This is a genomic window from Devosia sp. Leaf64 (assembly GCF_001421945.1).
In the GTDB taxonomy this organism is placed as follows: Bacteria; Pseudomonadota; Alphaproteobacteria; order Rhizobiales; family Devosiaceae; genus Devosia.
Window position 1 is genome coordinate 529,821 of record NZ_LMLO01000024.1, and the last position, 26,379, is coordinate 556,199.

Genomic DNA, 26,379 nt, shown 5'->3' on the forward strand with positions numbered 1-26,379 from the left:
AGCGAAAAGGTTTTCTCAAATGTCTCGCTATGCTCCCGTGCCGTTTCCGGATGTGCGGCTTGAAGGACAATTCTGGCATGAGCGCCTGGAAACGGTGCTCGACCGGACCGTGCCCAGCCAGCACAAGAAGCTGGGCGAATACGGCATTCTCGACTCGCTGAAGCTGCCGAACCCGCCACCGCCACTGCGTTTTCCGCGTCACGCCAACGGGTTTACTGTCCAGGTCTTTTGGGACAGCGATGTCGGCAAGTGGATCGAGGCTGCAAGCTATGCCCTGGCGCATCGGCGCGACGAGGATATCGAAGCCAAGATCGAGGCAGCAGTCGATGACCTCGAAAAGGCGCAGGCGCCCGACGGTTATCTCAATTGCTGGTATTTGGGGCATGAGCCGCAGAACCGCTGGACGAACCTTCGCGACAATCACGAAATGTACAATGCCGGGCATCTACTCGAAGGCGCTGTAGCTTATTATCGCGTAACTGGCCGGCGACGTTTCCTCGATATCATGGAGCGCTATCTCGACCACATTTATTCGACCTTCGGCACCGAGCCGGGCAAGCGCCGCGGCTATGATGGGCACGAGGAAATCGAGCTTGCGCTGATGAAGCTCTATTACCTCACCGGAGAAAAGAAGCACCTCGACTTCGCTACTTATCTCATCAACGAGCGCGGGCAACAGCCGCCGCACTATTTCGATATCGAACGGGAAGCGCGCGAAGGGGCAGAATCCAAACAACGCTATGTCTTCGCGAATTACGAATATTCGCAGAGCCACAAGCCGGTGCGCGAGCAGGAGAAGGTGGTCGGGCACGCAGTGCGCGCCATGTATCTCTATACGGCCATGGCGGACCTTGCGGCAGAACTTAATGATCCCGAGCTCAAGCGCGCCTGCGAAGTGCTCTGGGACGACGTGATGGAAACCAAAATGTATGTGACGGCGGGCCTTGGTCCCTCGGCGCATAACGAGGGTTTTACGCATGACTTCGACCTGCCCAACCAGACGGCCTATGCCGAAACCTGTGCTTCGGTTGCGCTGATCTTCTGGGCGCAGCGTATGCTGCATCTCGATCTCGACGGCAAATATGCCGACATTCTCGAGCTTGCGATGTTCAATGGCGCGCTATCCGGGCTAAGCCGCGATGGCGAGCATTATTTCTATGCCAATCCGCTTGAGAGTGACGGTACGCCAACCCGTTGGGATTGGCATACCTGCCCGTGCTGCACCATGAACGTCTCGCGGCTCGTGGCCTCGGTTGGGGGCTATTTCCTCTCGACGGCTGAGGATGGTGTGGCGTTCCACCTCTATGGTGGGATTTCGAGCATGGTCGACGTAGCCGGCACTAAGGTCGCTTTCCGCGAAGTGTCCAACTATCCTTGGTCGGGCGACATAAAGATTTCTGTCGATCCCGAGACTGCGGCCGAATTCGACGTGAAGCTGCGCATTCCGGGCTGGTGCGAGGGCGCGAGCCTCTCGGTCAATGGCGAGGCTGTGCCGGTGAAACCCGAGAACGGCTATGTCACGGTTCGGCGGACCTGGGCCAGGGGCGATACGATTGCGCTTGATCTGCCGATGCCCGCCGAGCGGCTCTATTCGCATCCAGGCGTGATCATGAACGCTGGTCGCGTCGCGCTGAAGCGCGGGCCGCTGGTCTATTGCATCGAGGAAGTCGACAATCCCGGTGGACGCGTGCAGCGGATCAGGATCAAGCGCGATGGCGAAGTAGAAGCGAAGACTGACAGCGGGCTCTTTGATGGTGTGGTGACGCTGAAAGCGCAGGCGCTCGCGGTAGACGAAGGCGAATGGCAAGGGCTCTATCGCAGCAAGCCGCCCGTCGAAAAGGAGTCGAGCCTGACGGCAATTCCTTACTATCTCTGGGCCAATCGTGGCCAGGGCAGCATGGTGGTGTGGATACCGGAAGTGCTGTGATTATTCCGCGCTGATGATAGGAGCGTCCCTGCAATTTGCGGGGACGTTTTTATATGGAAAAGCGATCGGGCCTCGGCACGCTCGGGGGGCTGACATCGGTGCTGATCTGGTCGCTGACGGCGCCGGTCATGGCGCTGGCGGTGGGCGTCGATCCGTTTTTGTATGTGGCGTTGGGGGATGGGGTCGGGGCTCTGGCCTTTTTTGTGCTCTGGATCCTGCGGCGCGAAAATCCGCTGCCGGAACTCCGGATCGTGCCGCGCTGGTTTTATGGGCTCGGACTGATTGGCATTGGCTTCCACAACATCACCTGGGTGGCAGCAGTGCAGAACGCGCCGCCGCTCGAAGCGACACTGATCATCTATACCTGGCCACTGCTGGTGATCGTGCTGACGACGATTTCCCTCAAACAGAAGCTGCGGTGGTATCATATCGTGGCTGGGATACTGGGACTCGCGGGTATCGCCGCCCTTCTCGCAGGACGCGGTCTCGCGCTAGGGGAGTTCACACTGATGCCGGGGCATGGCTGGGCAGTGGTGTGTTCGCTGAGCTGGAGCGTCTTCTCGGCAGTTTCCGCGCGCTACTCCTATTTGTCGAGCAAGTTCCTCGGCGTCGTCTTCCTGATGAGCAGCCTGATCAACGGATCGATCTGGCTACTTATCGGCGCACCACCGGCGCCGGGATTGAGCCTGTCGATTGTCGGGGTAGCCTCGATCGGCTTTGCACTCAGCTACGCGGCCTGGGATTTCGGCATGAAGCACGGCAATGCCCAGATGATCGGCGTGTTGAGTTTTCTGACGCCGGTTTTGTCAGCGGTATGTCTTGTGGCGCTCGGGCAAGCGGAGGTGACGGTCAGCCTCCTCCTGGCGCTTGGGCTTGTGATGCTCGGGATCGGCATCGCGCGGTTTGGCGAAGCCCGCGCCAGTTAGGTACCGAGCGTCGCTGCCAGTTTGGCGCATTGCACGCGGATGTCGGGAATAGCTTCGATTTCGAAGAACCGGCCACGGGTGAGCGGACCAACGACGCGGATGTGCTGAGAGACGGTGCCGTCGCCAGCGATGAGTGCAGTCTGTTCATCGACATCGAGGCCGATATGGAGCGGATCGGGACGGGCGCTGCTGGCGGTGATGAGTTGGCGGATGACCGGATTGGCGCTGGCCGTGACATCGACGCTGACGCCGCCGCAATCGTAGACGCGGGCGACATCGATTGTTTCCCGCCGCTCGGTGCCGCGCGGGCGAATGGTGGCGCGGGCGCCGTCGCCCTGGCGCTCGATGCCCACGAACTCGGCGGCAACCAACTCGACCTGGCCGCTTTCAACCGCACGAACGAGGCCAGCATGAAGATCAGGCGGCAAGCGGTGGCGATGAACGTTCCACCATGGGCGCAGATGGCGGAGGAATCGGCGCTTTTCGTGATCGGGCCAGCTTTGCCAGAGGCGCTGATTGAAGGGGCGGAGACCATCGACGACGCTGCGCCAATCGCCGCCATTGGCCTCTGTCTCGGCAATCAATTCGCGGAACCAGCGCGTGAGATAAGTCAGGCTCGTGCCGAAGGGGACGTCAGCAGCGTCGATGGTGATAGGGGCGACGTCCCTATGCGCCTGTGGCAGGAGGCCGTTTCGCGACACGACAGTGACGGGGCCGGTGTGCTTGGTTTCCGAAAGAGATACCCACGCATCCACCATGCTGAGGCCGGACCCTAGGATCATTACGGGAGAATCGGGCGGCAGCGCCGTATCTCGGTCGGAGGTCGCGCGAACAGCGATTCCCTTGCCGCGGGCAGGCTGGGTTTCGTGGCCAACGGCGAGAGCCGCCCAGCGGGCGACGAGGCTGGTGCCATTGGCGAGAGCAACTTCGACGCCGGTTTTGCTTTCGCGCACCGCGTCGACCTCTTCGCTCAACACCCGTAAGCGGCCGGGCAGGGATTCGCCGGCTTCGCGCAGGACGTGTTCGAGATAGGCGCCATAGACCCGGCGGGGCACAAAGGTCCAAGATGTAGCATGGCGGCCGGGTTCGCGGCGCTGCAGCCAGCGCCAGAAATGTTCTGGATCATCGGCAAAGGCGCTCATGCCGCGGGCGGGAACATTGACGCGATGATCGCGCTGGAGTGCGGAATAGGCGAGGCCCTGTCCAAAGCGGCCCTGACGTTCAACCAGTGTGACCCGAAGATCTGGATCGGGATTGCGCAAGAGATGTGCCGCGAGCAACACGCCGCTGGCGCCGCCGCCAATGATGATGATCGACTTGTTGGCAGCGCTCATGGGGTGTTCCGCTTGTTCAGGCGGTGAGCGATTGCTCCACCGCTTCGGCGCCGCCCATGGCGGCCATTTGCGTCAGGCTGGTCTGGTCGAGAACCTGCGCGATGGCATTGCGCACGTCGAGCATCAAATGCCGCACCTGGCAGGTTTCCACATCGCAGTCCTCGCAGGGCTGATAGCGCGTGCGGCTGGCGCAGGGAATGGGCGCAAGCGGGCCATCGAGCACGCGGACGACGTGACCGATCATGATTTCCGCCGCCGGTCGGGCCAGACCGTAGCCGCCGAGCTTGCCCTTGCGGCTGCGTACGAAGCCCGCATTGCGCAGTTCGGCGAGGATCGCGTCGAGAAATTTCTTGGGGATCGCATTGGCCTGAGCCAGTTCGGCAACGCCCGTCAACTGACCCTCTGGCAGGCGCGACAGCGCCGTAAGAGCCTTGAGCCCGTATTTGCCCTTTTTGGTCAGCATAATGCGCAGTTCCCGGTCCGATCGCGACGGCCATCAGTATCGCGGGTACCGCTTTAAATTTGATAGACATTCTCGACAAGTCCTTTGCCGATGTCGTGACGCAAGCGCCGATCGGCTTTTGCCTCGATCTGTTGAGCAAGATCATAGCCGCCGGTCCAGCGACCGAAGCCGCTGGCAATATTGATATGGCCATTGTCTCCGAAGCCGAAGAAGGTGGCGCCCCATGCTGAGGTCAGCGAACGCGCCTTTTCCTGGCTCATGTAATCGTCATTGCGGCTGGCAATGACGAGCGCTGGAAAGGGCAGGGCATCGGTGGGCAGCGTGCCGAACTCATAGGTGCGCGCGTGAATGGTCGAGGTGCGCTCGATATCGGCGGTTGCGACAAGCAGGGCGCCACCAACCAGCGGCGCGACAGAGCTGGACGCGAGGCGCGCGATCAGGATGGCGCCGAGACTATGACCAACGATAATTGCGCCAGGGTGAGCGATGACGGCGCGCTCAAGCCGGGCCAGCCAGCGTCCCGCATGCGGATTGGACCAGTCGGACTGTTCGACCAGCTCGGAATGCTCGTGATCATCCAGCCAATGATGCTGCCAATGGCCGTCGCCGGATCCATTGAGACCGGGGACGATGAGATGGGTGCGGCTCATCGCGTTTGGAGGTTTTCTGGATTTTCCAGTTTATCTAAATGCATGTCCGATGCTTTTTCCTCGACGGTTTGTTCCGGCTGGCTCTCGAATATGGCATCGGGGGTAAGTGCAGACACGCCGCCAAAGAAGCTCAGCTTTTGCGGAGCTTCGGCAGCCCGGAACCGTTGGCTGTGGCTTGGGTCAAGAATTCCGAAGAAGGGCACCATGCTATTTCTCCTTGAAGTGGACCACGCGAAGCGGCCGCGTCTTGTTCCAAAACTCTATCAACACAGTCGGGATTGAGAAGGTCTGGTCTTGCGCGCCTCAACGCCGAAGGAGAAAATTTTGCCACGGCTGTCGTGGTCAGCCGGGTTGTCGGCAATGACGTTCTCTTTGAAAGCGATTTGGCTGGAGATACTCGCGTTTCACCGGTCTATTAGTTAAATTGGCCCATCTAGGATGTGGCAAAGGTACTGCCGCATTTCGTCGGGAGAGCGACACGAATCCCTCTTGCGCGGAACCGTACCGTACGGTACGCCTGCGGACGGAAAGTGCCGGAAGCGTTCGGCATCGGCGTGCGGGAACGACAAGTGCCTTTGCCTATCAAGATCAGCGAAGAGACGTTTACGCCGCGCCAGCAGGCCGTGCTGACGGCGGCCCTCGACCTGCTGGTCGAAAATGGAGACGGCCTGACCATGACCGCCGTGGCGCGACGGGCGTCGTGCTCCAAGGAAACGCTTTATAAGTGGTTTGGGGATCGCGACGGCCTTCTCACGGCCACCGTGCAGTGGCAGGCGGCCAAGGTGCGCATGCCGCATGTCGATCGCAGCCACCTCAGCGCCAAGGTGCTTCGCGAAAGCCTGCAGCAATTTGCGCGGGACCTGCTGACGACGATCATCGGCGAAGTTTCCATCACGCTCAATCGCACCGCCATTACCCATGCTGCCCAAGAAAAGGACAGCCTTGGGAATATCGTTCTCGAAAACGGCCCGATGGCGATCCGTCGCCGGCTCAAGCCCATTCTCGAAGCAGCGCGCGATGCGCGGCTTGTCCGCTTCACGTCTAGCGAAGACGCCTATCGCACCTTTTTCGGCCTCGTTGTCCGCGATGTGCAGATCCGTCTGCTGCTCGGCGACAACAGCCTCACCCAATCCAATGTCGAAGCCAATATCGAAGCCGATGTCGTGGCAGCGACGGATCAATTCCTGGCCCTCTATGGGGCCAAGGCAAACTCTTAAGAAAAACGCAGTTGAGGGGAGATACCCATGCGCGTCTATTACGATCGTGATGCTGACATCAACATCATCAAGTCCCGGAAGGTCGCCATCATTGGCTACGGTTCGCAGGGCCATGCCCATGTGCTGAACCTGCGCGACTCGGGCATTACCGACGTTGCCGTTGGTCTGCGTCCCGGCTCGCCGTCCGCCAAGAAGGCCGAGGGCGAAGGCCTCAAGGTCATGTCGGTGGCTGAAGCGTCTGCCTGGGCCGACGTCATCATGCTGCTGACCCCGGACGAACTGCAGGCCGATATCTACAAGAAGGACATCGAGCCCAATATCCGTGACGGCGCAGCGCTCGCTTTCGCCCACGGCCTCAACGTCCACTTCAACCTCATCGAACCCAAGTCCACCGTCGACGTGATCATGATCGCGCCAAAGGGCCCGGGCCACACTGTTCGCGGCGAATACCAGAAGGGTGGCGGCGTGCCGTGCCTGATCGCCGTGCACCACGACGCGTCGGGCAATGCCCATGACATCGCGCTCGCTTATGCTTCGGGCGTTGGCGGAGGCCGTTCGGGCGTCATCGAAACCAACTTCCGCGAAGAATGCGAAACCGACCTCTTCGGCGAACAGGCCGTTCTCTGCGGTGGTCTCGTCGAGCTGATCCGCGCTGGCTTCGAAACGCTGGTGGAAGCTGGCTATGCGCCGGAAATGGCCTACTTCGAGTGCTTGCACGAAGTGAAGCTGATCGTCGACCTGATCTACCAGGGCGGCATCGCCAACATGAACTACTCAATCTCGAACACGGCCGAGTGGGGTGAATACGTCACCGGTCCGCGCATCATCACCTCGGAAACCAAGGCCGAGATGAAGCGCGTGCTGCACGACATCCAGTCGGGCAAGTTCACCTCGGACTGGATGCAGGAATACAAGGGCGGCGCCTCGCGCTTCAAGGCGACCCGTCGCCTCGCCGACGAGCATCCGATCGAAGAAGTTGGCGCCAAACTCCGCGACATGATGCCGTGGATCAAGGCCGGCGCTCTCGTGGACAAGGCAAAGAACTAAGCTTGGCCTTGCTCCCCGGTCTTTTCGTCGGCGCGCTAACGCGGCGCCAGTGATCAAGGCTGACGAGCTGGTCGACAAGGCGAAGACCTAATCGCCATACTCGCAATATAGAGACGGGGGCTTCGGCCCCCGTTTTCGTTTGGCTACAGGAGCGAAGAGCGCATGAGCATCGGCATCGTCCCCATCAAGGGCGTAGACATCCGCTTTGTCGAAGGAGCCTGGCCACTGCCGGATGAGCTTCGGGCTTCAGTTGCGCCGCGCTGGGCAGAGATGATCGCGGCCAATCCGCATCTCTGGGACGGTCGCATTATCGGGGTGACCCCGCCCATAATCGACAACAACGGCATTTTGCGTGCGGAGGCGAAGGAGGACGCATTCTCGGCTTTTCTGACCTGGCGTGAGGCGGGTTTCCCACAGATCGGTATTCATAATCTCTTCGGCTCGGCGCTGATCATGTCGAACGACGGGTACATGATCCTTGGGCTGATGGGCGACGATACCGCCAATGCCGGGAAGATTTATCCGGCTGGCGGTTCACTGGAGCCGCGTGATGTCTTGCCGGATGGGCGGATCGACGTGGCCCGCTCGACGCAGTGGGAGTTGGAGGAGGAAACCGGATTGAACCATGCGGATGCGCGTCTGGGCAACCTCGTGGCCGTTCTCGATGGCCCGCGCATTTCGATTGGTCAGGCATACCATTTCGACACGACGGCAGATGATCTCGTCGCTCAGATCCGAGCAAATCTCGAAACGCAGGACCATCGCGAACTGGCTGACGTGGTCGCGCTACGCCGTGGCGCCGATGCGGCAGGCAGGGGGCAGGTAATGGCTTATGCTGCCGAATTGCTGGATGCCTGGCATGATGGACGGATCACGCTCTAGGCGCGCTTTTTCATCGACACTGCTTGCACGATCGGCGTTCGACCGGATACCGCTATCAGCATAGTTTGCGCTCGATCAGGACTGACTCGCATGAGCAATGAAGACCATATCGCCAAGGTGAAGCGCCAGGAGCTCGAGCTGGTTCTGCCGGTGCTCGACGAAGCCGTGGCCTACGATATCGGCTCGGCCATTCGGAGGCGCGCTGTGGCTGAGGGATTGTCGCTGGTGGTCGATATCCGCACCTGGGACCGGCAGCTGTTTTTCACGGCCACGCCGGGCACGAGTTCGGACAATGCTGAATGGGTGCGACGCAAGATCAATACGGTGAAGCGCTTTCACCGGGCGAGTTATCGCATGGTGCTGGAGCGTGGCGAGGTGCCGTTTCCGCCGCAGTCCGGCGCCGACGTTGCCGACTATGTCATTGCCGGCGGTGGCTTTCCGCTGCGCGTGCCGGGTGCGGGAATCATCGGGTCGCTGACGATTTCCGGCCTGCCGGGTTGGAAGGATCATGCCGTGGCGGTTGATGCGCTGTGCGACCATCTTGGCCGCGATCGCGCCGATTACGCTTTGCCTGAGGCCTCTTGAGATGAAACTCGACTATTTGCTGCTCGATGTTTTCACCCGCGACCAGCTGCAGGGCAATGCGCTTGCGGTCGTTCTGAAGGCGGACGGGCTCTCCGACCCAGAGATGCAAGCCATCGCACGGGAATTCAATCTCAGCGAAACCGTATTTCTGACCAAGGCGAAGAGCGCGAGCAATGCTGCCTGCGTCCGGATTTTTACGCCCTATCAGGAACTGCCTTTTGCAGGTCACCCGACGGTTGGCGCGGCGGTAGTGCTGGGTCTGCAGGGCGATCGCAGCGCGGTGCGGATGGAAGAGAAGATCGGGCTCGTGACGGCGCTGGTCGAAAAGGCGGACAAGCGGACGGCCGAGGCGCGCTTCACGTTGCCCAAGCTGCCGGTCAAGGTGGCTGATCTCGACAACCGGCTCGGGATTGCGCAAGCGATGGGGATCGAGCCCGAGGATATCGGCTGCGATCTCTTTACGCCGGCGGTTTACACGGCAGGCGTCACATTTCACCTCATTCCCGTCCGTAATGCAGCGGTCTTGGCGCGGGTTCGCCCCAATCAGGCAATGTTCGGCGAGGTGTTTTCGCATGACCACAACTCGGCCTATGTCTTTACGCTGACGCCAGAGGAGCCCGAGAACGATATCGCCGCTCGCATGTTCGGCATGGATATCGGCGAAGATCCGGGCACCGGTTCGGCGGCCGCGGCGCTGATCGGGCTTTTGGCGGATAAGGCCGATCTCGGTACGGGCCAAGCGGATTATATCCTCCGTCAGGGCAAGGAAATGGGCCGGCTTTGCCGCATCACGCTGCAATTGCGCAAGGAAGCCGAAGTGCTGACACATGGCGCGATCGGCGGCTATGCGGTCATCGTCGGCGAAGGGAAGCTCGACCTCGACTAAGCCTTTCGTCGAGAGGCGGCCGAAATTTGGCGACATCAGCCTCTCGACACTTGCATAGGTCAGCAAATTCGCGCATGCTCCGATCGAAATAGAGAGTTTCTCCATGCAGCGCCGTCGCGCCAAAGCCATTGCCATCGCACAGACTCAGGAGCGTAACAGCGCCTTGATGATCGCTGCTGGCATGCTGCTGCTTCCGGCCGCGCTTCTTCTCCTTCTTATCAGCCCCTGATTACCGGCAGCTCGGATTAGCGAGCGGGTCGTCAGGGGATATCGCCACAAACCGAACATCAAAAATGTCCGGTCCGACGAGCCATTGCCTCGGGGCCGATAGGAAAAGAGCCTGAAATGACTGCAACTGCCAACAGCAACAAAGAACGCGTCTTCATCTTCGACACCACGCTGCGCGACGGTGAGCAATCGCCCGGCGCGACGATGACGCTGGAAGAAAAGCTGCAGGTTGCCGAAACGCTCGACGAGATGGGCGTCGACATTATCGAAGCCGGTTTCCCGATTGCCTCCAATGGCGACTTCGAAGCCGTCGTTGCTGTGGCGAAGCAGGTAAAGAAGGCGACCGTCGCCGGCTTGGCCCGCGCCATCAAAGCCGATATCGACCGCGCTGCAGAAGCTGTGCGCTACGCTCAGAAGGGCCGCATCCACACTTTCGTTTCTACCTCGCCAATCCATCTGGCCCACCAGATGAAGAAGACTGAGGACGAGGTGATCGAGATCATCGCGCGGACCGTCGCTCAGGCGCGCAATCTGGTTGAAGATGTCGAATGGTCGGCCATGGACGCCACCCGCACGCCGCTCGAATTCCTGAAGCGATGCGTCGATACCGCCATCAAGGCCGGCGCAACGACGATCAATCTGCCCGACACGGTGGGCTACGCGGTGCCCGAAGAACATTTCCAGATGTTCAAGACCATCATCGAGAGCGTGCCGAACTCTGACAAGGCGATTTTCTCGGTTCATTGCCACAATGACCTCGGGATGGCTGTTGCCAATTCGCTGGCAGGCGTTGCCGGCGGCGCGCGACAGATCGAGTGCACGATCAACGGTTTGGGCGAACGCGCCGGCAACGCTGCGCTCGAAGAAGTAGTGATGGCGCTGCGCACACGCGGCGATGCCATGCCGTTTTTCACCGATATCGAGACGACCCACCTGGCGCGCGCCAGCCGCGTCGTGTCAGCCGCGGCGAATTTCCCCGTGCAGTACAACAAGGCCATCGTGGGCAAGAATGCTTTTGCGCATGAAAGCGGCATCCATCAGGACGGCATGCTGAAGAATGCCGAAACCTATGAAATCATGACGCCCGCCAGCGTCGGCATCAAGGAAACGACTTTGGTGATGGGCAAGCACTCGGGTCGCGCCGCCTTCAAGGACAAGCTCAAGGAGCTGGGCTACGAACTGGGTGACAATGCCTTCCAGGAAGCCTTCCAGCGCTTCAAGGATCTGGCCGACCGCAAGAAGCATGTCTATGACGCAGACATCGTCGCGCTGGTTGATGATGAGGTGGGCTCGGTTGGCGATCGGATCAAGCTCGTCGACATGGAGGTCGTCAGCAAGACCGGCGGCGTGCATCGTTGCTCTATTACGCTGTCTGTCGATGGCGTCGAATCCTCGGTAACCTACGAGGGCACGGGTTCGGTGGATGCGATCTTCAACGCCATCAAGGAAGGGGTCGGGCAGGACCCCAATCTGGTGCTCTATGCGATCGACGGCGTGACCGGCGGCACCGACGCGCAGGCGTCGGCCCATGTGCGTCTCGAAATGAACGGCCGCATCGCCTCGGGCAACGCGGCAGAACCGGATACGCTGGTGGCTTCGGCCCGCGCTTATCTCAATGCGCTCAACCGCGTGATGATCGAGCGCGGCGCTGCGGCGCAAGGGGCTTTGGCGGGCTAAAAAAGCGAGGCTGCATCGCCCGTTTGGCGTGATGCAGCCAAACGCCGTGGACGACGCGAGGAGGCGAGCCATGAGCTACGTTCTGGTCGCGGTGACCGACCCGCAGGACTGGGGCGATTTCCATGCCATTCGACGGCAGGAATTGTTCGAAGCCAAAGGGCGATTCGGGGTCTATAATGACGGGCATCCCGATGACTTTGCCGATTTTGCCCATCCGTATTTGCTGAAGAAAGATGGCCGCGCGCTTGGCACCGTGCGGCTTGATCTCTTTGGTGAAGGCAAGGCGGCGGTGCGACTAGTTGCAGTGACGCGAGATGCGCAGGGCGCGGGCCATGGGCGCGTGATGGAGCAGCTGTTGACCGAGCGGGCCAGGGCGCTTGGTGTGCACACGCTGCTGGTCAATGCGGCGGCGGACGCGCTGGGTTTTTACGAGAAGACGGGCTGGGAGCGGTTCGAGTGGGACCGCGATGAGCTTGTTGGCATTGCCGAGTCTTGCATCCAGATGAGGAAGCTGCTCTAGCCTTACGGCACGTCGTCAGGGGGCAACATGTGGAGCCGGGCAGAGTTTCGTGGCGCTGTCCTCGCCCTTGGCGGGGTGCTTGCCGTCATTCTGATCATCACCTCCATTTCGCCCGGGATTCCGGGCGAATTGCTGTTGCAGTCTCTAAGGTTTCACCTCGTTGCGCTCGGGCTGGTATTGACCGTTCTGATGGTCATCTTCGGAGCGAAATGGCGGGCGGCGCTGTTTTTCGTTTTTCTCTGCGGCGCGTTTGCGCATGGCGCTTTTTATGTCTGGGAGTTCCAGAAGCGGCGCGAAGTGCCCGTCGGGGCGCTGCAGGCTGAGTTTTCGTATTTAAATTACAATGTGTTAGCGTCCAACCAGACGGCCGACGTGGCGGCGCATTACATCGCGACGTCAGGCGCTGACGTGGCGCTGATCATGGAGACGCCGGGGGTGGTCGAGTATCTGCCCGAGATCGAGGCGGTGTTGCCCTATCGGCTGGGCTGCGATCGGGTCGCGACGTGCGATATTTCGCTGTTCTCGCGATTCCCGATCGAGATTGGCGAAATAAGAGATATCCCCCCGTTTCGCCGCGCGCGTCTGGCGATTGCGCCGATGACGGTAGAGGGTGTGAAGGTGACGGTCGTCGGCATCCATCTCTCGAAGCCGTATTTTGACGAAGCGTCGCTGCAGGAGCTTGGTTATCTGCGGTATACGCTCTCGAAGATTACCGGGCCGATCGTGTTATCTGGTGATTTCAATGCCGCGGCTTGGTCGGCCCCCTTAGCTTTTCTCGGTCGGGCGCAGGAGCTGATTCCGCCCCCGACATATCGCTCGACCTGGCCGGTGGAATTTGGCGAGTTCGGCGTGCCGATTGACAATATCTTCACCAAGGGCGATGCGCGGATCATCTACACAACGTCCGGCAAGGATAGCTTTGGGTCGAACCATCGCTATCTCTTTGCGCGGATTGGCCTTTACGCGCCGCTCTGAGCGGCGGCGATAGCCTTTGGCAGGGTTTCGGCGAGAAGATCCATCGCCGCCTTTGGACCGACGCTGATGCGGATATGGTGGTCGAGGCCCGGCGTGCCGGGCTTGCGGATGAAGACGCCGAGTTTTGCCAGTTCTTCGAGGATTTTCGCCGCATAGGCGCCGTCGCGGCCGCAATCAACGGCGACGAAATTGGTGGCTGAGGGCAGGGGATTGAGGCCATTTTCCCTAGCAATTTCAGCGATTCGATCGCGTGCGTGGGCGATCTGACCCTTGGCGTGCGCAAGATAATCCTGGTCGTCAAGAGCGGCCAGCGCGGCGGCCAGAGCTAGGCGATTGACCCCAAAGTGATTCCGGACGCGATTGAAGGCGCCGATGATGGGTTTAGGACCGATAGCGTAACCGACGCGGATGCCGGCGAGGCCATAGGCCTTCGAGAAGCTGCGGAGGCGCAAGACGTTGTTTTTGCTCGTGTCTATGGCGGGCAGGGCGTCTTCTGGAGCCAATTCGCCATAGGCTTCGTCGAGCATGATCAGCGTATCCTCGGGGATAGCTGCGATAAATCTCTCCACGTCTGCAGCGGGCCAAAACGAGCCCATCGGGTTGTCGGGATTGGCGAGATAAACGATCCGCGGTTTTAGGCGCTGGGCAGCCTCGGCAAGGGCGGTGAGGTCTTCGTGTGCCCCGGCATAGGGGACGAACTCCAAACGGCCGCCATGGCCAATTACGTGATAGTTTAGAGTGGGATAGGCGCCGAGCGAGGTCAGCAAAACCTCGCCGGGGGCGAGGAAAAGGCGGACGATTTGGCCCATCAGGCCATCGACACCTTCGCCAATGACAACTTCTTCGGCGGTTACGTCGTGGAATTTGGCCAGGGCAGTGCGGAGGTCATGATTCTCTGGATCGGGATATTGCCATATCCCCGCTGCGGCATCGCGGATGGCGTCGAGAACCTTGGGGCTTGGGCCGAAACCCGATTCGTTGGCGCCGATTCGAGCGGCGAATTTTATCCCCATGCGCCGTTCAATGGCCTCCGGGCCAACGAAGGGTACGGTTTCGGGCAAGTTCTCGGCGATTTCGGTCAATCTGGGCGGGGCCAATTGTGCGCTCCGAAGGCGTGTGTTGGTTCATTTCTAGCGCAGTTCCATGGGGCGCAACATGGCTTTCGCGACCAGCCCCGAGTCGGTTCTCAACAGGCGGTTTTCCTGTTCATAAATCGCGGACCCACTTGCTGCGGGGAGATTCGATGGGCGCAGGCCGATCGCTGGCATTTGAATTAAAAGCGAGCGCAATCAGAAAGTTAGCGACAACTATACGGGTCCACCTTCTGCAACGCGCCGTGTGGACGGCGGGTTACCCATATGCCGGGTATAAAGGAGCAAAACGTGAACCCAACTTACTTGCTTGCACGTGATCACCTGCAACGAGCAGCGATCATACTGCAAGGCGCCGACCAGCGATCACGTCAATTGCGTCATATCATCGAGCGTACGATCAGCCTGATGGATGATTTCCGACCGGAGGAGACGAGCCAGACCGATAACGTTTTTGAACTGGACGCTTATCGTCAGGCGCGGCGGTAAAAGGCCTTATCCCCGCCGATAGGACGGTTCGGAACGGGGAACTTCAGCGGCGCCAAAGCGTGCCGCAGGAGAAAATGCCAGAAATGTTGGCGGGACCCAGAAGGGTCCCAAAATTTTATCCACAGGTTCGGGCACTTGGCTATAGACAGCCCAAAAGACCCTTGTTACATAGGCGCCACTTTGGTGCCGGTCTTCAAAGACGGGCGCATAGCTCAGATGGTAGAGCAGCTGACTCTTAATCAGCGGGTCCAAGGTTCGAGCCCTTGTGCGCCCACCAAAGTCTTCTAAGCCCCTGACATGGCGATCAAATGACAGGGCGGCACGAGAGATGTGCCGCTTCTCCCCGGGCGTGGCAGTTCGGGTGGTTTCTGCTACCATTCCGGTAACTTTGAGCCCGTTTCTAGTTAAATAGGCTAATCTGCGTGGGATGCGCTTTTCTCCCGCGGCGGCGCGTCGTATAGCCGCAGCAAGAATTGCTCACTGAAAGTCATCCCCTCATGTTCGGAATCGATCCGAGTTTCTTCACCTCGCTGCTCCAGGTCATCATGATCGACCTCGTGCTAGCAGGTGACAATGCCGTGGTCATCGGTCTCGCCGCGGCGGGCCTTCCGGCCGATCTGCGCCGCAAAGCCATCCTGGTCGGTATTGCTGCAGCGACCGTGCTCCGCATTATCTTCGCGCTCATCACCTCGCAGCTCCTCGCGCTGGGCGGCGGCTTGCTGATTGCCGGCGGCATCCTGCTGCTTTGGGTCTGCTGGAAGATGTATCGCGAGCTCAGCGTCAGTCACGAGGAAGAAGGCGAGGCGACCGAAGCGCTCGCCGGCAATGATCTCAATGCCGATGGTACCGTTGCCGGCAAAGCGCCGCGCAAGACGCTGCGTCAGGCCGTCACCCAGATCATCATCGCCGACGTATCGATGTCGCTCGACAACGTGCTGGCCGTGGCTGGCGCGGCGCAGCATCACACCGAGGCGCTGATTTTTGGTCTCGCGCTCTCCGTCGTCATGATGGGCGTCGCTGCGACCTTCATCGCGCGGCTGCTGCATCGCTTCCGCTGGATCGCCTGGGTCGGCCTCGCGATCATCCTGTTCGTGGCGGTGCGCATGACGCTCGAAGGTGCCGGTGCTTTCGTCACCATCCCCGAAATCCCGCTGCTCTATACGCCGCATGCAGTGGGCGCAGCAGCTGCACATTGATCCAATGATTTGAGCTTTCGCTAACCACGCCCCCAAATCCGGGGCATTTGCGAGAGCTCAATAGGGATTTGCTCATCTAGAGGCACTAGCTTTCCCCGCAAACATCAAGTTGCGGGGATTTTTATGTCCGTCATCGCCGAAGATTCGTATGACCAGAGCCGGGCTGCTTCCACCGTTGGAGCATCCGGCATCGTCTTGGCCAGCAAGCAGGTTGCAGGCGCAGACTGGGACGCGATCATCGGCAGTTTTGACGAGGTCTGCCAAGAGCAGATGCATGCGTTTGCCTCGACCCGCTGGCCGGGCGTGAGCCAGGAGCCGCTGATCTTTTCGCGCGGCGGGACTGTGGTTGGTGGGGCGCTGGTGATGATCCAGCCGCTGCCGCTCGGCTTGGGCAAGATGGCTGTGGTCAAGTGGGCGCCGATGCTGGCCTCGCGTAAGGTTGCGGATGCCGACGCCTTACGCGTCGCGATGACTGAATGCCTCGTCAAGGACTATGCCGAAACCCGGAACATGATGCTCTCGGTGTTGCTGCATGCCGCGCCTGAGGAGATCAATGCGGGCTATGTGGCACTGCGCCAGCTCGGCTTTGCGCGCGGCTCGACGCTGCTGTTTCCCAATCGCTATATGGTCAAGCTCCAGCTTCCCGATGCCGATCTGCGAAAGAGCTTTAGCCAGACCTGGCGGCGGCAGCTTAATAAGGCGGACAAGGCTGGTCTTGAGTTCTGGCGCGCTGAGCCGGGCGAGATCGAAGCGTTCAAGACGCTTTATGCGGCGATGACGGAACGCAAGCAATTTCCCGATCATTCGGCTTACGAAACGCTCAATGCGCTGATGGCGCTCGACGAGCCGCTCCGGCCCGAACTGTTCTTCGTGCGGCAAGGCGACGAGACGGTGGCCGGGGCGCTGGTCTTCAAGGCGGGCGAGCGCGCGGTTTATCTTTATGGCGCGACCAATGACAAGGCGCTGCCGCTTCGCGCCGGTTACTTCCTCCATTGGCACGTGATCCGCTGGCTGCGCGATAATACGCGGGGCCAGTGGTATGACCTCGGCGGGACCGACGGTTTCCAGGGGTTGCACCAGTTCAAGACGGGCATGGTGGGCGATGCCGGGGTGATTCGGCCCGTGCCGCCCGTCCTGAACTATGCCACCTCGCCTTGGGCGAAGCTGATCGGCACGGCGGCGTTTACGTTGCGCGATCTTTATCAGCACACGCGCCGGCATATCGATGGCTTGCGGAGCAGCAAGGCCAAGCCGGACCAGACGCCACATATCTGGGACGAGTATCTGAAATGAGCCTTGCCCGGAGACTAGCGTCGCAGTCGTCGGTTATCTTTGCGGCCCGAATCTTTGGCGCCGGTTTCATCTTCGCCACACAGGCACTCATCGCTCGGCTTTGGGGCGCGCAACTGCTCGGCGAGTTTTTGCTGACGGTGGCGAGCGTCAATCTTGTCGCCGTGGTGATGCCGCTCGGCTTCCATACGGTGGGTACCTATTTCGCGGCCGAATATCGGGCGCGCGGCAGCCGGCAGCAATTGCTAGCTTTCCTGGCGCGGGCCTATGGCCATGTGCTGCTCACCTTCGTCGGACTGATCATAGCCGGGCCGATGCTGCTCGACCTGATCGGGCAGGGCCAGGGTACGCTGGCGCTGCATTTCGTGCCCTTTGCGCTGCTGACGCTGGGCACTGCGATCGTTTATGTCAACAGCGCCATGCTGGTGGGGCTCAAGCGCCCCTTTGCCGGCTTCTTCGCCGATGCGCTGCTGCGGCCGATGATCGTGCTGGCCTCCTTCCTCTTTGCGCTGGGTGTGGGCTTGCCGGAGGCTGGCTTTACGCAGATGCTCTGGTGCTTTGGGCTCGCCTATATCGTCGTGTCGCTGGTGCAGTTTGGTCTTGTGATCAAGAGCCTGCCGCAAGTGCCGCTGAGTGCGGACCCGGCACCGGTGGACAGCAAGCGTTGGTGGCGCTTTGCACTGCCATGGGTGATCATCAGTCTTGCGACCGATTTTTTCTTCGACATCGATCTTCTGTTGCTGAGCCATTTGCTGAGCAAGGAAGAGCTGGCAATCTTCGGCGTCTGCACGCGCATCTTCTCGCTCGTGTCCTTTGGCGTGGCAGCGGTTTATGCCGTGACCATGCCGGACATGTTCGAGAGCGAGGCCAAGGCGGACCGCAGCGAATTCAACCGCAAGGTGGGCGAGGCCAATGCCGTGGCGAGCGGCGTCGCGCTGCTGTTGTTTGGTGGGGCCGTCGTCGGCGCGCCTTTTGCGCTGATGCTGTTTGGGCCCGACTTTGCCGCAGGCGCGGCGCCCCTCGCCATCCTCTGCCTGTCGCTGGTGGTGCGATCGGTTTTGGGGCCAGCCTCGATCGTGCTCTCGATCCATGATCGGCCCTGGGCAAGCCTTCCAGCGATTGCGCTGGGGATTTTTTCGCTGTTTGTCAGCAATCTCGTGCTGGTGCCGGCCATGGGGCTAGTCGGGGCGTCGCTGGCGGCGATCCTCTCGATCACCATCTGGTCGATGGCACTGTGGATGACCGCGCTGCACACTGCGCGGGTGGATGTGTCCATCTTGCAGTGGTTCAGGAGCCGGCGGGTTGTGGTGGCGGCGGAGTAGGCGGCCAAGCACTCGGTGTCATCCCGGCGAAGGCCGGGATCCATCTTGGGATGATGTTCACGCCACTGCTTGCGAGCAATTTTGATAGGTTCAGGGATGGGCCCCGGCGTGCGCCGGGGTGAAATCTTGTGGTGATCGCAAGGTTTTAGACCCCGACCAAACCCTTGATGCTATTCTTCAACCGACCCAAACGACCGATGTTGACGCCGTTGTCGTAGTCGTCGCCGACCTTGATGTAGAACTTTTCGATCATCAGATAGTCCTGGCCGAAAATGTGCTGCTCGAGGAGCGCCGTTTCGCGATAGCCGTAGCGCTTCAGGAGCATGCGGGCGACTTCGTTTTCCGGGCGTACGAAGGTGTAGGCCTTATGGAAGCGGTTTTCGTTCCAGTGTTCGTCGAAGGCGCGCATGCCGAACATGCCGAGCTTGGTTTGGCGATGGGACGGGAAAACCCAGCTCCAATAGCGGAAGACGGCGCCGAATTCGGGGCCCGAAACCATGGCGCCGCCGGGGACGCCATCGGCGCACATGATCATGATGTGCCAGGGATCGATGGCGAGGAGATTTTGCAGATAGGTCTTGTTGAGCCGCGCCGTTTCATAGGCCTTGAAGCGGTCATTATAGAACGGGGACGTCGCGATGACGTCTTCGAGTTCGGCGTGAATGAGGTCGATATCTTTGGGCTCGGCGGCCCGGATGGTCATTTCTACCATTGATCTCTTCCCTTGCGCATATCTGCGAGAGGCTAGAATAGCCGAGGGCCGTTAATGGACCGTGGCGTTTGCACTCAGCTTTGCCTCGAATGGTCAAGGGGTTGCGGGCGGTTGCCGGGCTCTCTAGAACGGATAGCGGGAGAGACTAGGAGGACGACAATGAGCGAAGAGCTCTTGTTCCAGCCCAATGCGGCTGCACTCGCGCATACCAGGACCACGGAAGCCGATTACGAAGCGCAATATCGGCGCTCGATCGACGATCCCGATGGTTTCTGGGCCGAGCAGGCAAAGCGCCTCGATTGGGTGAATTTCCCTAAGACCATCAAGAACACGAGCTTTGCCTATCCCGATATCTCGATCAAATGGTTCGAGGACGGGGTGCTCAATGTCTCCTACAACTGCCTCGACCGACACCTCGAAAAGCGTGGCGATCAAACGGCGATCATCTGGGAAGGCGATACGCCGGGCACGGATGGCAAGGCGACCTTTCGCGAACTGCATGAGCGCGTCTGCCGCTATGCCAATGTCCTGAAGGCGAATGGCGTCAAGAAAGGCGATCGAGTCACCATATATATGCCGATGGTGATCGATACGGCTGTTGCCATGCTCGCTTGCACGCGCATCGGCGCGGTGCATTCGGTGATCTTTGGCGGTTTCTCGCCCGATTCCATTGCCGGGCGCGTCGAGGATTGCGGCTCGAGGATCATTCTGACAGCCGACGAAGGTCGCCGCGGCGGCAAGACCATCGCACTCAAGAAGAATGTCGACGCGGCGCTGGCCAAGGTCGGCGGCGTCGAGCGGGTGATCGTCACCAAGGTGACCGGCAATACCGTCGCCATGGAGGCGGGCCGGGACGTCTGGTATGACGACGAGGCGGCCAAGGTGAGCGCCGATTGTCCGCCGGAGCCGATGAACGCGGAAGATCCGCTTTTCATCCTCTATACCTCCGGCTCGACCGGCAAGCCCAAGGGCGTGCTGCACACGACGGGCGGCTATCTCGTCTATGGGTCGCTGACGCATCAGCTGACCTTCGATTATCGCGATGGCGAGGTTTTCTGGTGCACGGCTGACGTGGGCTGGATCACCGGGCACACCTATATCGTCTATGGGCCGCTGGCGAACGGCGCGACGACACTGATGTTCGAAGGCGTGCCGAGCTATCCGGACGCCAGCCGCTTCTGGCAGGTGGTCGAAAAGCACAAGGTGAACGTGTTCCACACGGCGCCGACGGCGATCCGCGCGCTGATGGGCGCGGGGCATGACTTTGCCGACAAATACGACATGCCGAGCCTGCGATTGCTGGGCTCGGTGGGCGAGCCGATCAACCCGGAAGCCTGGATGTGGTATTATAAGCATGTCGGCAAGGAGCGCTGCGGCATCGTCGATTGCTGGTGGCAGACCGAGACCGGCGGGCACATGATCGCGCCATTCCCCGGCGCGTTTCCGACCAAGCCGGGCTCGGCGACGAAGCCCTTCTTTGGCGTCAAACCGGTGGTGCTCTCGCCCGAGGGCGTGGTGCAAAGCCAGACCAAGGCCGAGGGCGTGCTGGCGATTGCCGATAGCTGGCCGGGGCAGATGCGCAGCGTCTATGGCGATCATCAGCGGTTCGTCGACACCTATTTCAGCCAGTATAAGGGCTATTATTTCACCGGTGACGGCTGCCGGCGGGATAGCGATGGCTATTATTGGATCACGGGGCGTGTCGACGACGTGCTCAATGTGTCTGGGCACCGGCTCGGGACGGCCGAGGTCGAAAGTGCGCTCGTGGCGCACCCAAAGGTGTCCGAGGCGGCCGTGGTGGGCTATCCGCACGACATCAAGGGGCAGGGCATCTACTGTTATGTGACGCTGATGGCGGGCGAGCAGAGTTCGGACGAGCTGCGCAGCGAACTCAGGAACTGGGTACGCAAGGAAATCGGGCCGATCGCGACGCCGGACTTGATTCAGTGGGCACCAGGCTTGCCCAAGACCCGTTCGGGCAAGATCATGCGACGGATTTTGCGCAAGGTGGCCGAGAATGATTTCGGATCCTTGGGGGATACGTCGACATTGGCTGATCCGGCTGTCGTGGATGATCTGATTAGCAATCGGCAAAATCGGTAATTCGTCACGGGGGTGGTGATTGCCGGTCACCCCCTCCCAACCTCCCCCATCTAGGGGGAGGTGTCACATCGAGTTTGTGGCGCCATACAGTCAAATCCACCAGCCTGCACCTCCCCCTTGATGGGGGAGGCTGGGAGGGGGTGACACCCGTCCATAACCACAGTCATTGTCTCGCCCGCTTTCCATGGCCAGTGTCGGCCACTAGATTCGCACTCCGGAGGCGTCGCTTGCGCCCGCTATTTCTTGCTGCCTTTACCAGCCTTGCCTTGGCTGCGCCGATCCATGCCGCGACGCTTGAGGACATGGCGGGGCAGATGATCGTGATCGGGTTCGATGGCGATAGTGCGAGCGATGCCAGCGTCAAGGCGATTGCCAACGAGCTGAAAAGCGGTCAACTCGGCGGCGTCATGTATCTCAAGAAGAACGTGAAGTCGGTCGGGCAAGTCCGGGATATGAATGCGCAGTTTCGTGCGGCGTCACCGGACCTGCCGCCGTTTGTCACGCTCGATCAGGAAGGGGGCGCGGTCGAGCGGTTGACGGAGGATGTCGGTTTCAAGGAGATCGCGCGGGCGTCGACGATTGCCGCCGAGAACACCCCGGAGCAGGCCGAGGGCATCTATGAGACCATGGCCAAGAGCGTTGCTGCGCTTGGTTTCACCGTCAATTTCGGGCCGGTTGCCGATCTCAACGTCAATCCGGACAATCCTGTCATTGCGAAGTTTGGCCGGGCGTTTAGCGCCGATCCGGAAATCGTGACCGCCTATGATCGTGCCTTCATCGAGGGGCATCATGCAGCGGGGCTGGCGACGGCGCTGAAGCATTTCCCGGGGCATGGGTCTTCGACGACTGACAGCCACGAGGGTTTTACGGATATTTCGAAGACTTGGTCGGAGACCGAACTCGAGCCCTATAAGGCGTTGATCGGCGAGGGCGTGCTGGACATGGTCATGGTCGGGCACCTGTTCCATTCGGACTATGCAGAGGGCGCTGAGCAGACGCCGTCATCGCTCTCAAAGCGTTGGATCGACGGGGTTTTGCGCACCGATCTTGGCTATAAGGGCGTCGTGATCAGCGACGATCTCGAAATGGGCGCCATCCGCGATCATTTCACGCTCGAAGAAACTGTGGTCCAGGCCGTATCGGCGGGCATGGATATCCTGCTCTTTTCCAATACCGGCTATCAGCGGCCGACCTTGGGCAAGGAAATTCTCGACATTCTCGTCGAGCACGCCGAGGCCGATCCTGTGTTCAAGGCGCGGATCGAGGAGAGCTATGAGCGCATCGTCGCGCTCAAGCGGCGCTTAGGTTAAGCCTTTCCACCTCTTTCTCATGAAGCCCGTTTCCTCCGAAGGCCCGCAACGCTAAGGTGAGCGCCTGATTGGAGGCCAAAGAGCAATGACGGATGATCGCGAGGTCCGGCACGTCCGGGCGTTGTTCCTGTCCGACGTGCACTTGGGCATGAAGCCAACCCGTGTGCGGCAACTCATCGAATTCCTGCGCCTTCACGACGCCGAGACCATTTATCTCGTCGGCGATATTTTGGACGGCTGGCGACTGGCCAAGGCCTGGCACTGGCCTGAAGACTATAATGTGCTGACGCAGATTCTGCTCGATAAGGCCACGACGGGGACGCGCGTCGTCTATCTGCCTGGCAATCACGACGAGTTTTTGCGCGAATACCTCGGAACCTATTTCGGCGAGATCGAGCTCGTCGATCGCACCGTGCACACCTCCGCGACGGGACGGACCTATCTCGTCATCCATGGCGATCAGTTCGATGTGGTCGTGATGAATGCCAAGTGGCTCGCCCATGTCGGCGACTGGGCCTACAACTTCGCGCTACGGGTCAATATTCTGATCAACTGGGTGCGGCGCCGGCTTGGGCTGCAATATTGGTCGCTGAGCGCCTGGGCGAAGCAGAAGGTGAAAAACGCTGTTTCCGTCATCGGGCGTTTCGAGGAAGCGCTGGTTCATGAGGCCAAGGAATCGGGTGTCCATGGCGTGATCTGCGGCCACATCCACTTTGCCGATATGCATGATCGGCTTGGCATCCATTATATCAATACCGGCGACTGGGTGGAAAGCTGCACGGCTGTGGTGGAGAATCACGATGGGCAGTTCGAGATGATCAAATGGACCGAAATGATCGTCGGCGAGCCGCGGCGTGCAAAAGTGCGAAAGTCTCTAGGCGAATAGGCTGTCGCGCGCCCGTCGCAATAGGGTCATCGCAGCGCAATCCAGGCAGAGCAGGCTGAAGACGGTTACATCAGCCCCGCGGTGCCGCCATGGCCAAGACCGTTTCGCCTGCCTCATCCCGCCGTATCGTCATCGTCACCGATGCCTGGCGTCCCCAGATCAATGGCGTGGTTCGGACGCTCGAAAGCACCGGCAAGGTGCTGCGCGAATGGGGCCACAGCGTCGACTATCTGACGCCGGAAGAATTCTGGACCGTCCCGGTGCCGACCTATCCGGAAATCCGGCTGTCGCTGGCCTCCCGCCGGGCCGTGTTTCATCGGCTGGCGCATGCCCGCGCGCATCACATTCATATTGCGACGGAAGGCCCGCTGGGGCTGTTGGCGCGACGTTATTGTCTAGAGCGCGGCAAGGCGTTCTCGACGAGCTTTCACACGCGCTTTCCCGAATATCTCTCGGCGCGGCTGCCTGTGCCGCAGGACTGGGGCTATGGCTATCTACGCTGGTTCCACGATCCGGCCGCCAATACGCTGGTGCCGACGCCATCGCTGCGGGATGATCTCTTGAACCGCGGATTTTCGCATCTGCGGCTTTGGGGCCGGGGGGTCGATATGGAGCGGTTCAAACCGGGACGGTCGGACGTCTTTGCGCATTTGCAGGGGCCAAAACTGCTGCATGTTGGGCGCGTGGCGGCGGAGAAGAATATCGAGGCTTTCCTCAGCCTTGATGTGCCGGGGACCAAGATCGTCGTAGGTGATGGGCCCGATCGGACGAGGCTCGAAAAGCTTTACCCTGAGGCGGTGTTTTGCGGCTATCGACACGGCGAGGACTTGGTCGATGCCTATCGCGGCGCGGATGTGCTGGTTTTTCCGAGCCGGACGGACACGTTTGGCAATGTCATTACCGAGGCTCTCGCCTGCGGGACACCGGTGGCAGCTTATCCGGTGACCGGGCCGAAGGACATTCTGACCGACGGCCGAGCGGGCGTCGTGCATCAGGATCTTGCTGTGGCGGTTCGGCGTGCGCTCATGCTGACAATGTCGGATGCTAGCGCGCACGCGGAGAATTTCACCTGGGCCGCTAGCGCGCGGCAGTTTCTGGACGGCTTAGTGCCGGCGACGAGCCGTGTGGCGGAAATGGCGGCGGCAGTTTAAGCAGGCGTAACTTACGTTACACCTTTGTCACATCGCGGCTGCAACGTTATTTTTCCGGCATATTCGGTCTTGCATTGTCGTTCGCTGCGATGCACCAAGGGGATCGGACGCATGATTTGCGTCCGGAGTTTTTTCCATGCCCCCCGCATTATCCCGCCTCGATACGCCCGAGGCGCGCGCATCCCTTTATCAATTCACCGTCTACCTGCCGGGTGCGGTCGCTTCGGTTTATCTTGGCATCTGGCTGAGCCAGCACGGGATTCCCGCCGACCAGATCGGGCTGATCAATGCCCTGCCGATGCTGGGGCTGCTGGTCCTCAACATGGTCATCGGGCGTATCGCCGACAGGGCCGATGACTGGCGCACGGCGATCATCGCGATTTCGCTGGTCGCGACGATCGTGCCGTTCGCGCTTTATTTCACCACTGAATTCTGGGGAATTCTGCTGATCTGGGCGCTGACCGGCATGTCGAACGGCCTCGTCGCACCGATCATCGATGCCGCAACGGTGCGCATGACTCAGCGGAACGGTACGGACTTCGGGGCGGTGCGAGCCTGGGCGACGGTCGGTTATGTGCTTGGGGCGTCGGGCATTGGCATCCTGCTGACGCTTCTGGGGCCAAGTGCGTTCATCACGCTCTATATTCTGATGACAGTGCTCCGAGCCGCGCTCGGCTTTCTGCTGCCGCGGTTCAGGGCACCAGCGGCCGAACCGACACTGGCTGGCGTAACGCAGGCATTGCCGCAGACGGCGCGTCTCAAAGATTCGCTCAAGCTCTGGTTCGTGCTGCCGCTGATTGCCTTCGCGCTCGTCAACTCGAGCAATGCGGTGATCGGCAGCTTTGGAGCGCTGCTCTGGCACCAGCAGGGTATTCCTGACTATTTCCTTGGGCCATTGCTCGGGAGTGCAGCGATCGGGGAAGCGGTGCTGATGTTTGCCTGGCGCCGGTTTGGCGGACGGGTGACGGCGCGCAATATGATCCTGGCAGCTGCCATCGCCGGGCTGTTGCGCTTCACTGTCCTGGCGTTTTCGCCGCCTGTGGAAGTGTTGTTCGCCGTGCAGTTGCTCCACGCCTTCAGCTTCGGCATGGGTTATTTCGGCGTTGTGCACTTCATCGCCAACTGGACGCATGAGAGCAATGCTGCCGAAGCGCAGGGCTTTGCCAATATGCTCAACCAGGGCGCGGCCATGGTCATGCTGATTTGCTTTGGCTGGCTGGTGGAGTTTTTTGGGTCCGCCGCGTTTTATTCGTCGACGGTGACATGCTCGATCGCGATTGGGTGTGTGTTGCTGTCGCTAAAGCTGCGGCCGCCGAAGGATGCGGTGCGGTAGGGGCCGCCGCTAGCCCGTAGCCCGCTTCTCTAGACGCGCTCATCACATTCTCGGTGTTCCCTCGGGCTTGACCCGAGGGTCTCCAGTCCGCGCAGATTTGTCTGTGGCTCCCGCATTGGCCCTTGTCTGTTGAAAGTGTGCGAGATTGGTTCCGGGAGGGCGATCGATTGGCCCTTGGT

Annotated in this window: 26 protein-coding genes and 1 tRNA gene; 21 read left to right on the forward strand and 6 right to left on the reverse strand. The window is 60.5% G+C overall.

The window, feature by feature from the left end; translation table 11 throughout:
* Positions 1-19: 19 nt before the first annotated feature.
* Positions 20-1,927 (forward strand): beta-L-arabinofuranosidase domain-containing protein, encoded by a 1,908-nt coding sequence (locus ASE94_RS20230; protein ID WP_062631803.1) that lies wholly within the window; start codon positions 20-22, stop codon positions 1,925-1,927.
* Positions 1,928-1,980: 53 nt separating this feature from the next.
* Positions 1,981-2,853 carry an EamA family transporter gene (locus ASE94_RS20235; protein ID WP_062631804.1) on the forward strand — a complete coding sequence of 291 codons (873 nt, stop codon included), beginning with the start codon at positions 1,981-1,983 and terminating at the stop codon, positions 2,851-2,853.
* On the opposite strand, the gene ASE94_RS20240 is transcribed toward ASE94_RS20235, so the two are convergent.
* From ASE94_RS20240 to ASE94_RS20255, 4 genes are read right to left on the reverse strand one after another with little or no spacing between them, the layout of a single operon-like run.
* Positions 2,850-4,187: an FAD/NAD(P)-binding protein gene (locus ASE94_RS20240; protein ID WP_062631805.1), complete on the reverse strand. Its 1,338-nt coding sequence runs from the start codon at positions 4,185-4,187 to the stop codon at positions 2,850-2,852. The genes ASE94_RS20235 and ASE94_RS20240 overlap by 4 nt on opposite strands.
* A gap of 16 nt (positions 4,188-4,203) precedes the next feature.
* Complete coding sequence (locus tag ASE94_RS20245; protein WP_061911089.1) at positions 4,204-4,650, reverse strand: Rrf2 family transcriptional regulator; 447 nt, start codon at positions 4,648-4,650, stop codon at positions 4,204-4,206.
* Between the two features lie 53 nt (positions 4,651-4,703).
* Positions 4,704-5,300, reverse strand: coding sequence for an alpha/beta hydrolase (locus ASE94_RS20250; RefSeq protein ID WP_082461346.1), 597 nt, complete (start codon positions 5,298-5,300; stop codon positions 4,704-4,706).
* Positions 5,297-5,506: a hypothetical protein gene (locus tag ASE94_RS20255; protein ID WP_062631806.1), complete on the reverse strand. Its 210-nt coding sequence runs from the start codon at positions 5,504-5,506 to the stop codon at positions 5,297-5,299. Before ASE94_RS20255 ends, ASE94_RS20250 begins: the two co-directional genes overlap by 4 nt.
* A 363-nt stretch (positions 5,507-5,869) precedes the next feature.
* Here ASE94_RS20255 and ASE94_RS20260 point away from each other — a divergent pair, with 363 nt between their 5' ends.
* The 9 genes from ASE94_RS20260 to ASE94_RS20295 all read left to right on the forward strand — a co-directional run bounded on the left by ASE94_RS20260 (position 5,870) and on the right by ASE94_RS20295 (position 13,317).
* Entirely contained in the window at positions 5,870-6,517 is a 648-nt protein-coding gene (locus ASE94_RS20260) for a TetR/AcrR family transcriptional regulator (RefSeq protein ID WP_062631807.1), read from the forward strand.
* 27 nt (positions 6,518-6,544) lie between these two features.
* The gene (gene ilvC / locus ASE94_RS20265) at positions 6,545-7,564 is read left to right on the forward strand and encodes a ketol-acid reductoisomerase (RefSeq protein WP_061911095.1); all 1,020 of its coding nucleotides are present in this window, start codon (positions 6,545-6,547) and stop codon (positions 7,562-7,564) included.
* A 162-nt stretch (positions 7,565-7,726) separates the two neighbouring features.
* A complete protein-coding gene (locus ASE94_RS20270; RefSeq protein WP_062631808.1) occupies positions 7,727-8,446 on the forward strand; it encodes a hypothetical protein in 720 nt (239 codons plus the stop codon).
* A 90-nt stretch (positions 8,447-8,536) separates the two neighbouring features.
* Positions 8,537-9,031 carry a heme-degrading domain-containing protein gene (locus tag ASE94_RS20275; protein WP_061911099.1) on the forward strand — a complete coding sequence of 165 codons (495 nt, stop codon included), beginning with the start codon at positions 8,537-8,539 and terminating at the stop codon, positions 9,029-9,031.
* 1 nt (position 9,032) lies between these two features.
* Positions 9,033-9,917 carry a PhzF family phenazine biosynthesis protein gene (locus ASE94_RS20280; RefSeq protein WP_062631809.1) on the forward strand — a complete coding sequence of 295 codons (885 nt, stop codon included), beginning with the start codon at positions 9,033-9,035 and terminating at the stop codon, positions 9,915-9,917.
* Positions 9,918-10,020: 103 nt separating this feature from the next.
* Positions 10,021-10,146, forward strand: a complete 126-nt coding sequence (locus ASE94_RS21610) for a hypothetical protein (protein ID WP_274532533.1) — start codon at positions 10,021-10,023, stop codon at positions 10,144-10,146.
* Between the two features lie 116 nt (positions 10,147-10,262).
* Positions 10,263-11,822: a 2-isopropylmalate synthase gene (locus tag ASE94_RS20285; RefSeq protein ID WP_062631810.1), complete on the forward strand. Its 1,560-nt coding sequence runs from the start codon at positions 10,263-10,265 to the stop codon at positions 11,820-11,822.
* 70 nt (positions 11,823-11,892) lie between these two features.
* Positions 11,893-12,342, forward strand: a complete 450-nt coding sequence (locus ASE94_RS20290; RefSeq protein ID WP_162236123.1) for a GNAT family N-acetyltransferase — start codon at positions 11,893-11,895, stop codon at positions 12,340-12,342.
* 27 nt (positions 12,343-12,369) lie between these two features.
* Entirely contained in the window at positions 12,370-13,317 is a 948-nt protein-coding gene (locus ASE94_RS20295) for an endonuclease/exonuclease/phosphatase family protein (RefSeq protein WP_156352241.1), read from the forward strand.
* On the opposite strand, the gene ASE94_RS20300 is transcribed toward ASE94_RS20295, so the two are convergent.
* Positions 13,302-14,414: a pyridoxal phosphate-dependent aminotransferase gene (locus tag ASE94_RS20300; RefSeq protein WP_062631813.1), complete on the reverse strand. Its 1,113-nt coding sequence runs from the start codon at positions 14,412-14,414 to the stop codon at positions 13,302-13,304. The two genes, ASE94_RS20295 and ASE94_RS20300, sit on opposite strands and share 16 nt — an antisense overlap.
* A 285-nt stretch (positions 14,415-14,699) precedes the next feature.
* Here ASE94_RS20300 and ASE94_RS20305 point away from each other — a divergent pair, with 285 nt between their 5' ends.
* The 5 genes from ASE94_RS20305 to ASE94_RS20325 all read left to right on the forward strand — a co-directional run bounded on the left by ASE94_RS20305 (position 14,700) and on the right by ASE94_RS20325 (position 18,705).
* Positions 14,700-14,897 carry a hypothetical protein gene (locus ASE94_RS20305; RefSeq protein WP_156352242.1) on the forward strand — a complete coding sequence of 66 codons (198 nt, stop codon included), beginning with the start codon at positions 14,700-14,702 and terminating at the stop codon, positions 14,895-14,897.
* Between the two features lie 201 nt (positions 14,898-15,098).
* Positions 15,099-15,174 (forward strand) — tRNA-Lys (locus ASE94_RS20310).
* Between the two features lie 220 nt (positions 15,175-15,394).
* The gene (locus tag ASE94_RS20315) at positions 15,395-16,093 is read left to right on the forward strand and encodes a TerC family protein (protein ID WP_061911113.1); all 699 of its coding nucleotides are present in this window, start codon (positions 15,395-15,397) and stop codon (positions 16,091-16,093) included.
* A gap of 123 nt (positions 16,094-16,216) precedes the next feature.
* Positions 16,217-17,386 (forward strand): GNAT family N-acetyltransferase, encoded by a 1,170-nt coding sequence (locus ASE94_RS20320; protein WP_062631815.1) that lies wholly within the window; start codon positions 16,217-16,219, stop codon positions 17,384-17,386.
* A complete protein-coding gene (locus tag ASE94_RS20325) occupies positions 17,383-18,705 on the forward strand; it encodes a polysaccharide biosynthesis C-terminal domain-containing protein (protein WP_062631816.1) in 1,323 nt (440 codons plus the stop codon). Before ASE94_RS20320 ends, ASE94_RS20325 begins: the two co-directional genes overlap by 4 nt.
* A 145-nt stretch (positions 18,706-18,850) precedes the next feature.
* On the opposite strand, the gene ASE94_RS20330 is transcribed toward ASE94_RS20325, so the two are convergent.
* Positions 18,851-19,417, reverse strand: a complete 567-nt coding sequence (locus ASE94_RS20330; protein ID WP_062631817.1) for a GNAT family protein — start codon at positions 19,415-19,417, stop codon at positions 18,851-18,853.
* Between the two features lie 159 nt (positions 19,418-19,576).
* On the opposite strand from ASE94_RS20330, the gene acs reads away from it, so the two are divergent.
* The 5 genes from acs to ASE94_RS20355 all read left to right on the forward strand — a co-directional run bounded on the left by acs (position 19,577) and on the right by ASE94_RS20355 (position 26,200).
* Positions 19,577-21,520, forward strand: coding sequence for an acetate--CoA ligase (acs, locus tag ASE94_RS20335; protein ID WP_062631818.1), 1,944 nt, complete (start codon positions 19,577-19,579; stop codon positions 21,518-21,520).
* A 227-nt stretch (positions 21,521-21,747) separates the two neighbouring features.
* The gene (locus ASE94_RS20340) at positions 21,748-22,830 is read left to right on the forward strand and encodes a glycoside hydrolase family 3 protein (RefSeq protein ID WP_062631819.1); all 1,083 of its coding nucleotides are present in this window, start codon (positions 21,748-21,750) and stop codon (positions 22,828-22,830) included.
* An 85-nt stretch (positions 22,831-22,915) separates the two neighbouring features.
* Positions 22,916-23,716, forward strand: coding sequence for a UDP-2,3-diacylglucosamine diphosphatase (locus ASE94_RS20345; RefSeq protein WP_061911125.1), 801 nt, complete (start codon positions 22,916-22,918; stop codon positions 23,714-23,716).
* Between the two features lie 89 nt (positions 23,717-23,805).
* The gene (locus ASE94_RS20350; RefSeq protein WP_061911127.1) at positions 23,806-24,867 is read left to right on the forward strand and encodes a glycosyltransferase family 1 protein; all 1,062 of its coding nucleotides are present in this window, start codon (positions 23,806-23,808) and stop codon (positions 24,865-24,867) included.
* 136 nt (positions 24,868-25,003) lie between these two features.
* Positions 25,004-26,200 carry an MFS transporter gene (locus tag ASE94_RS20355; RefSeq protein ID WP_062631820.1) on the forward strand — a complete coding sequence of 399 codons (1,197 nt, stop codon included), beginning with the start codon at positions 25,004-25,006 and terminating at the stop codon, positions 26,198-26,200.
* Positions 26,201-26,379: the final 179 nt, after the last annotated feature.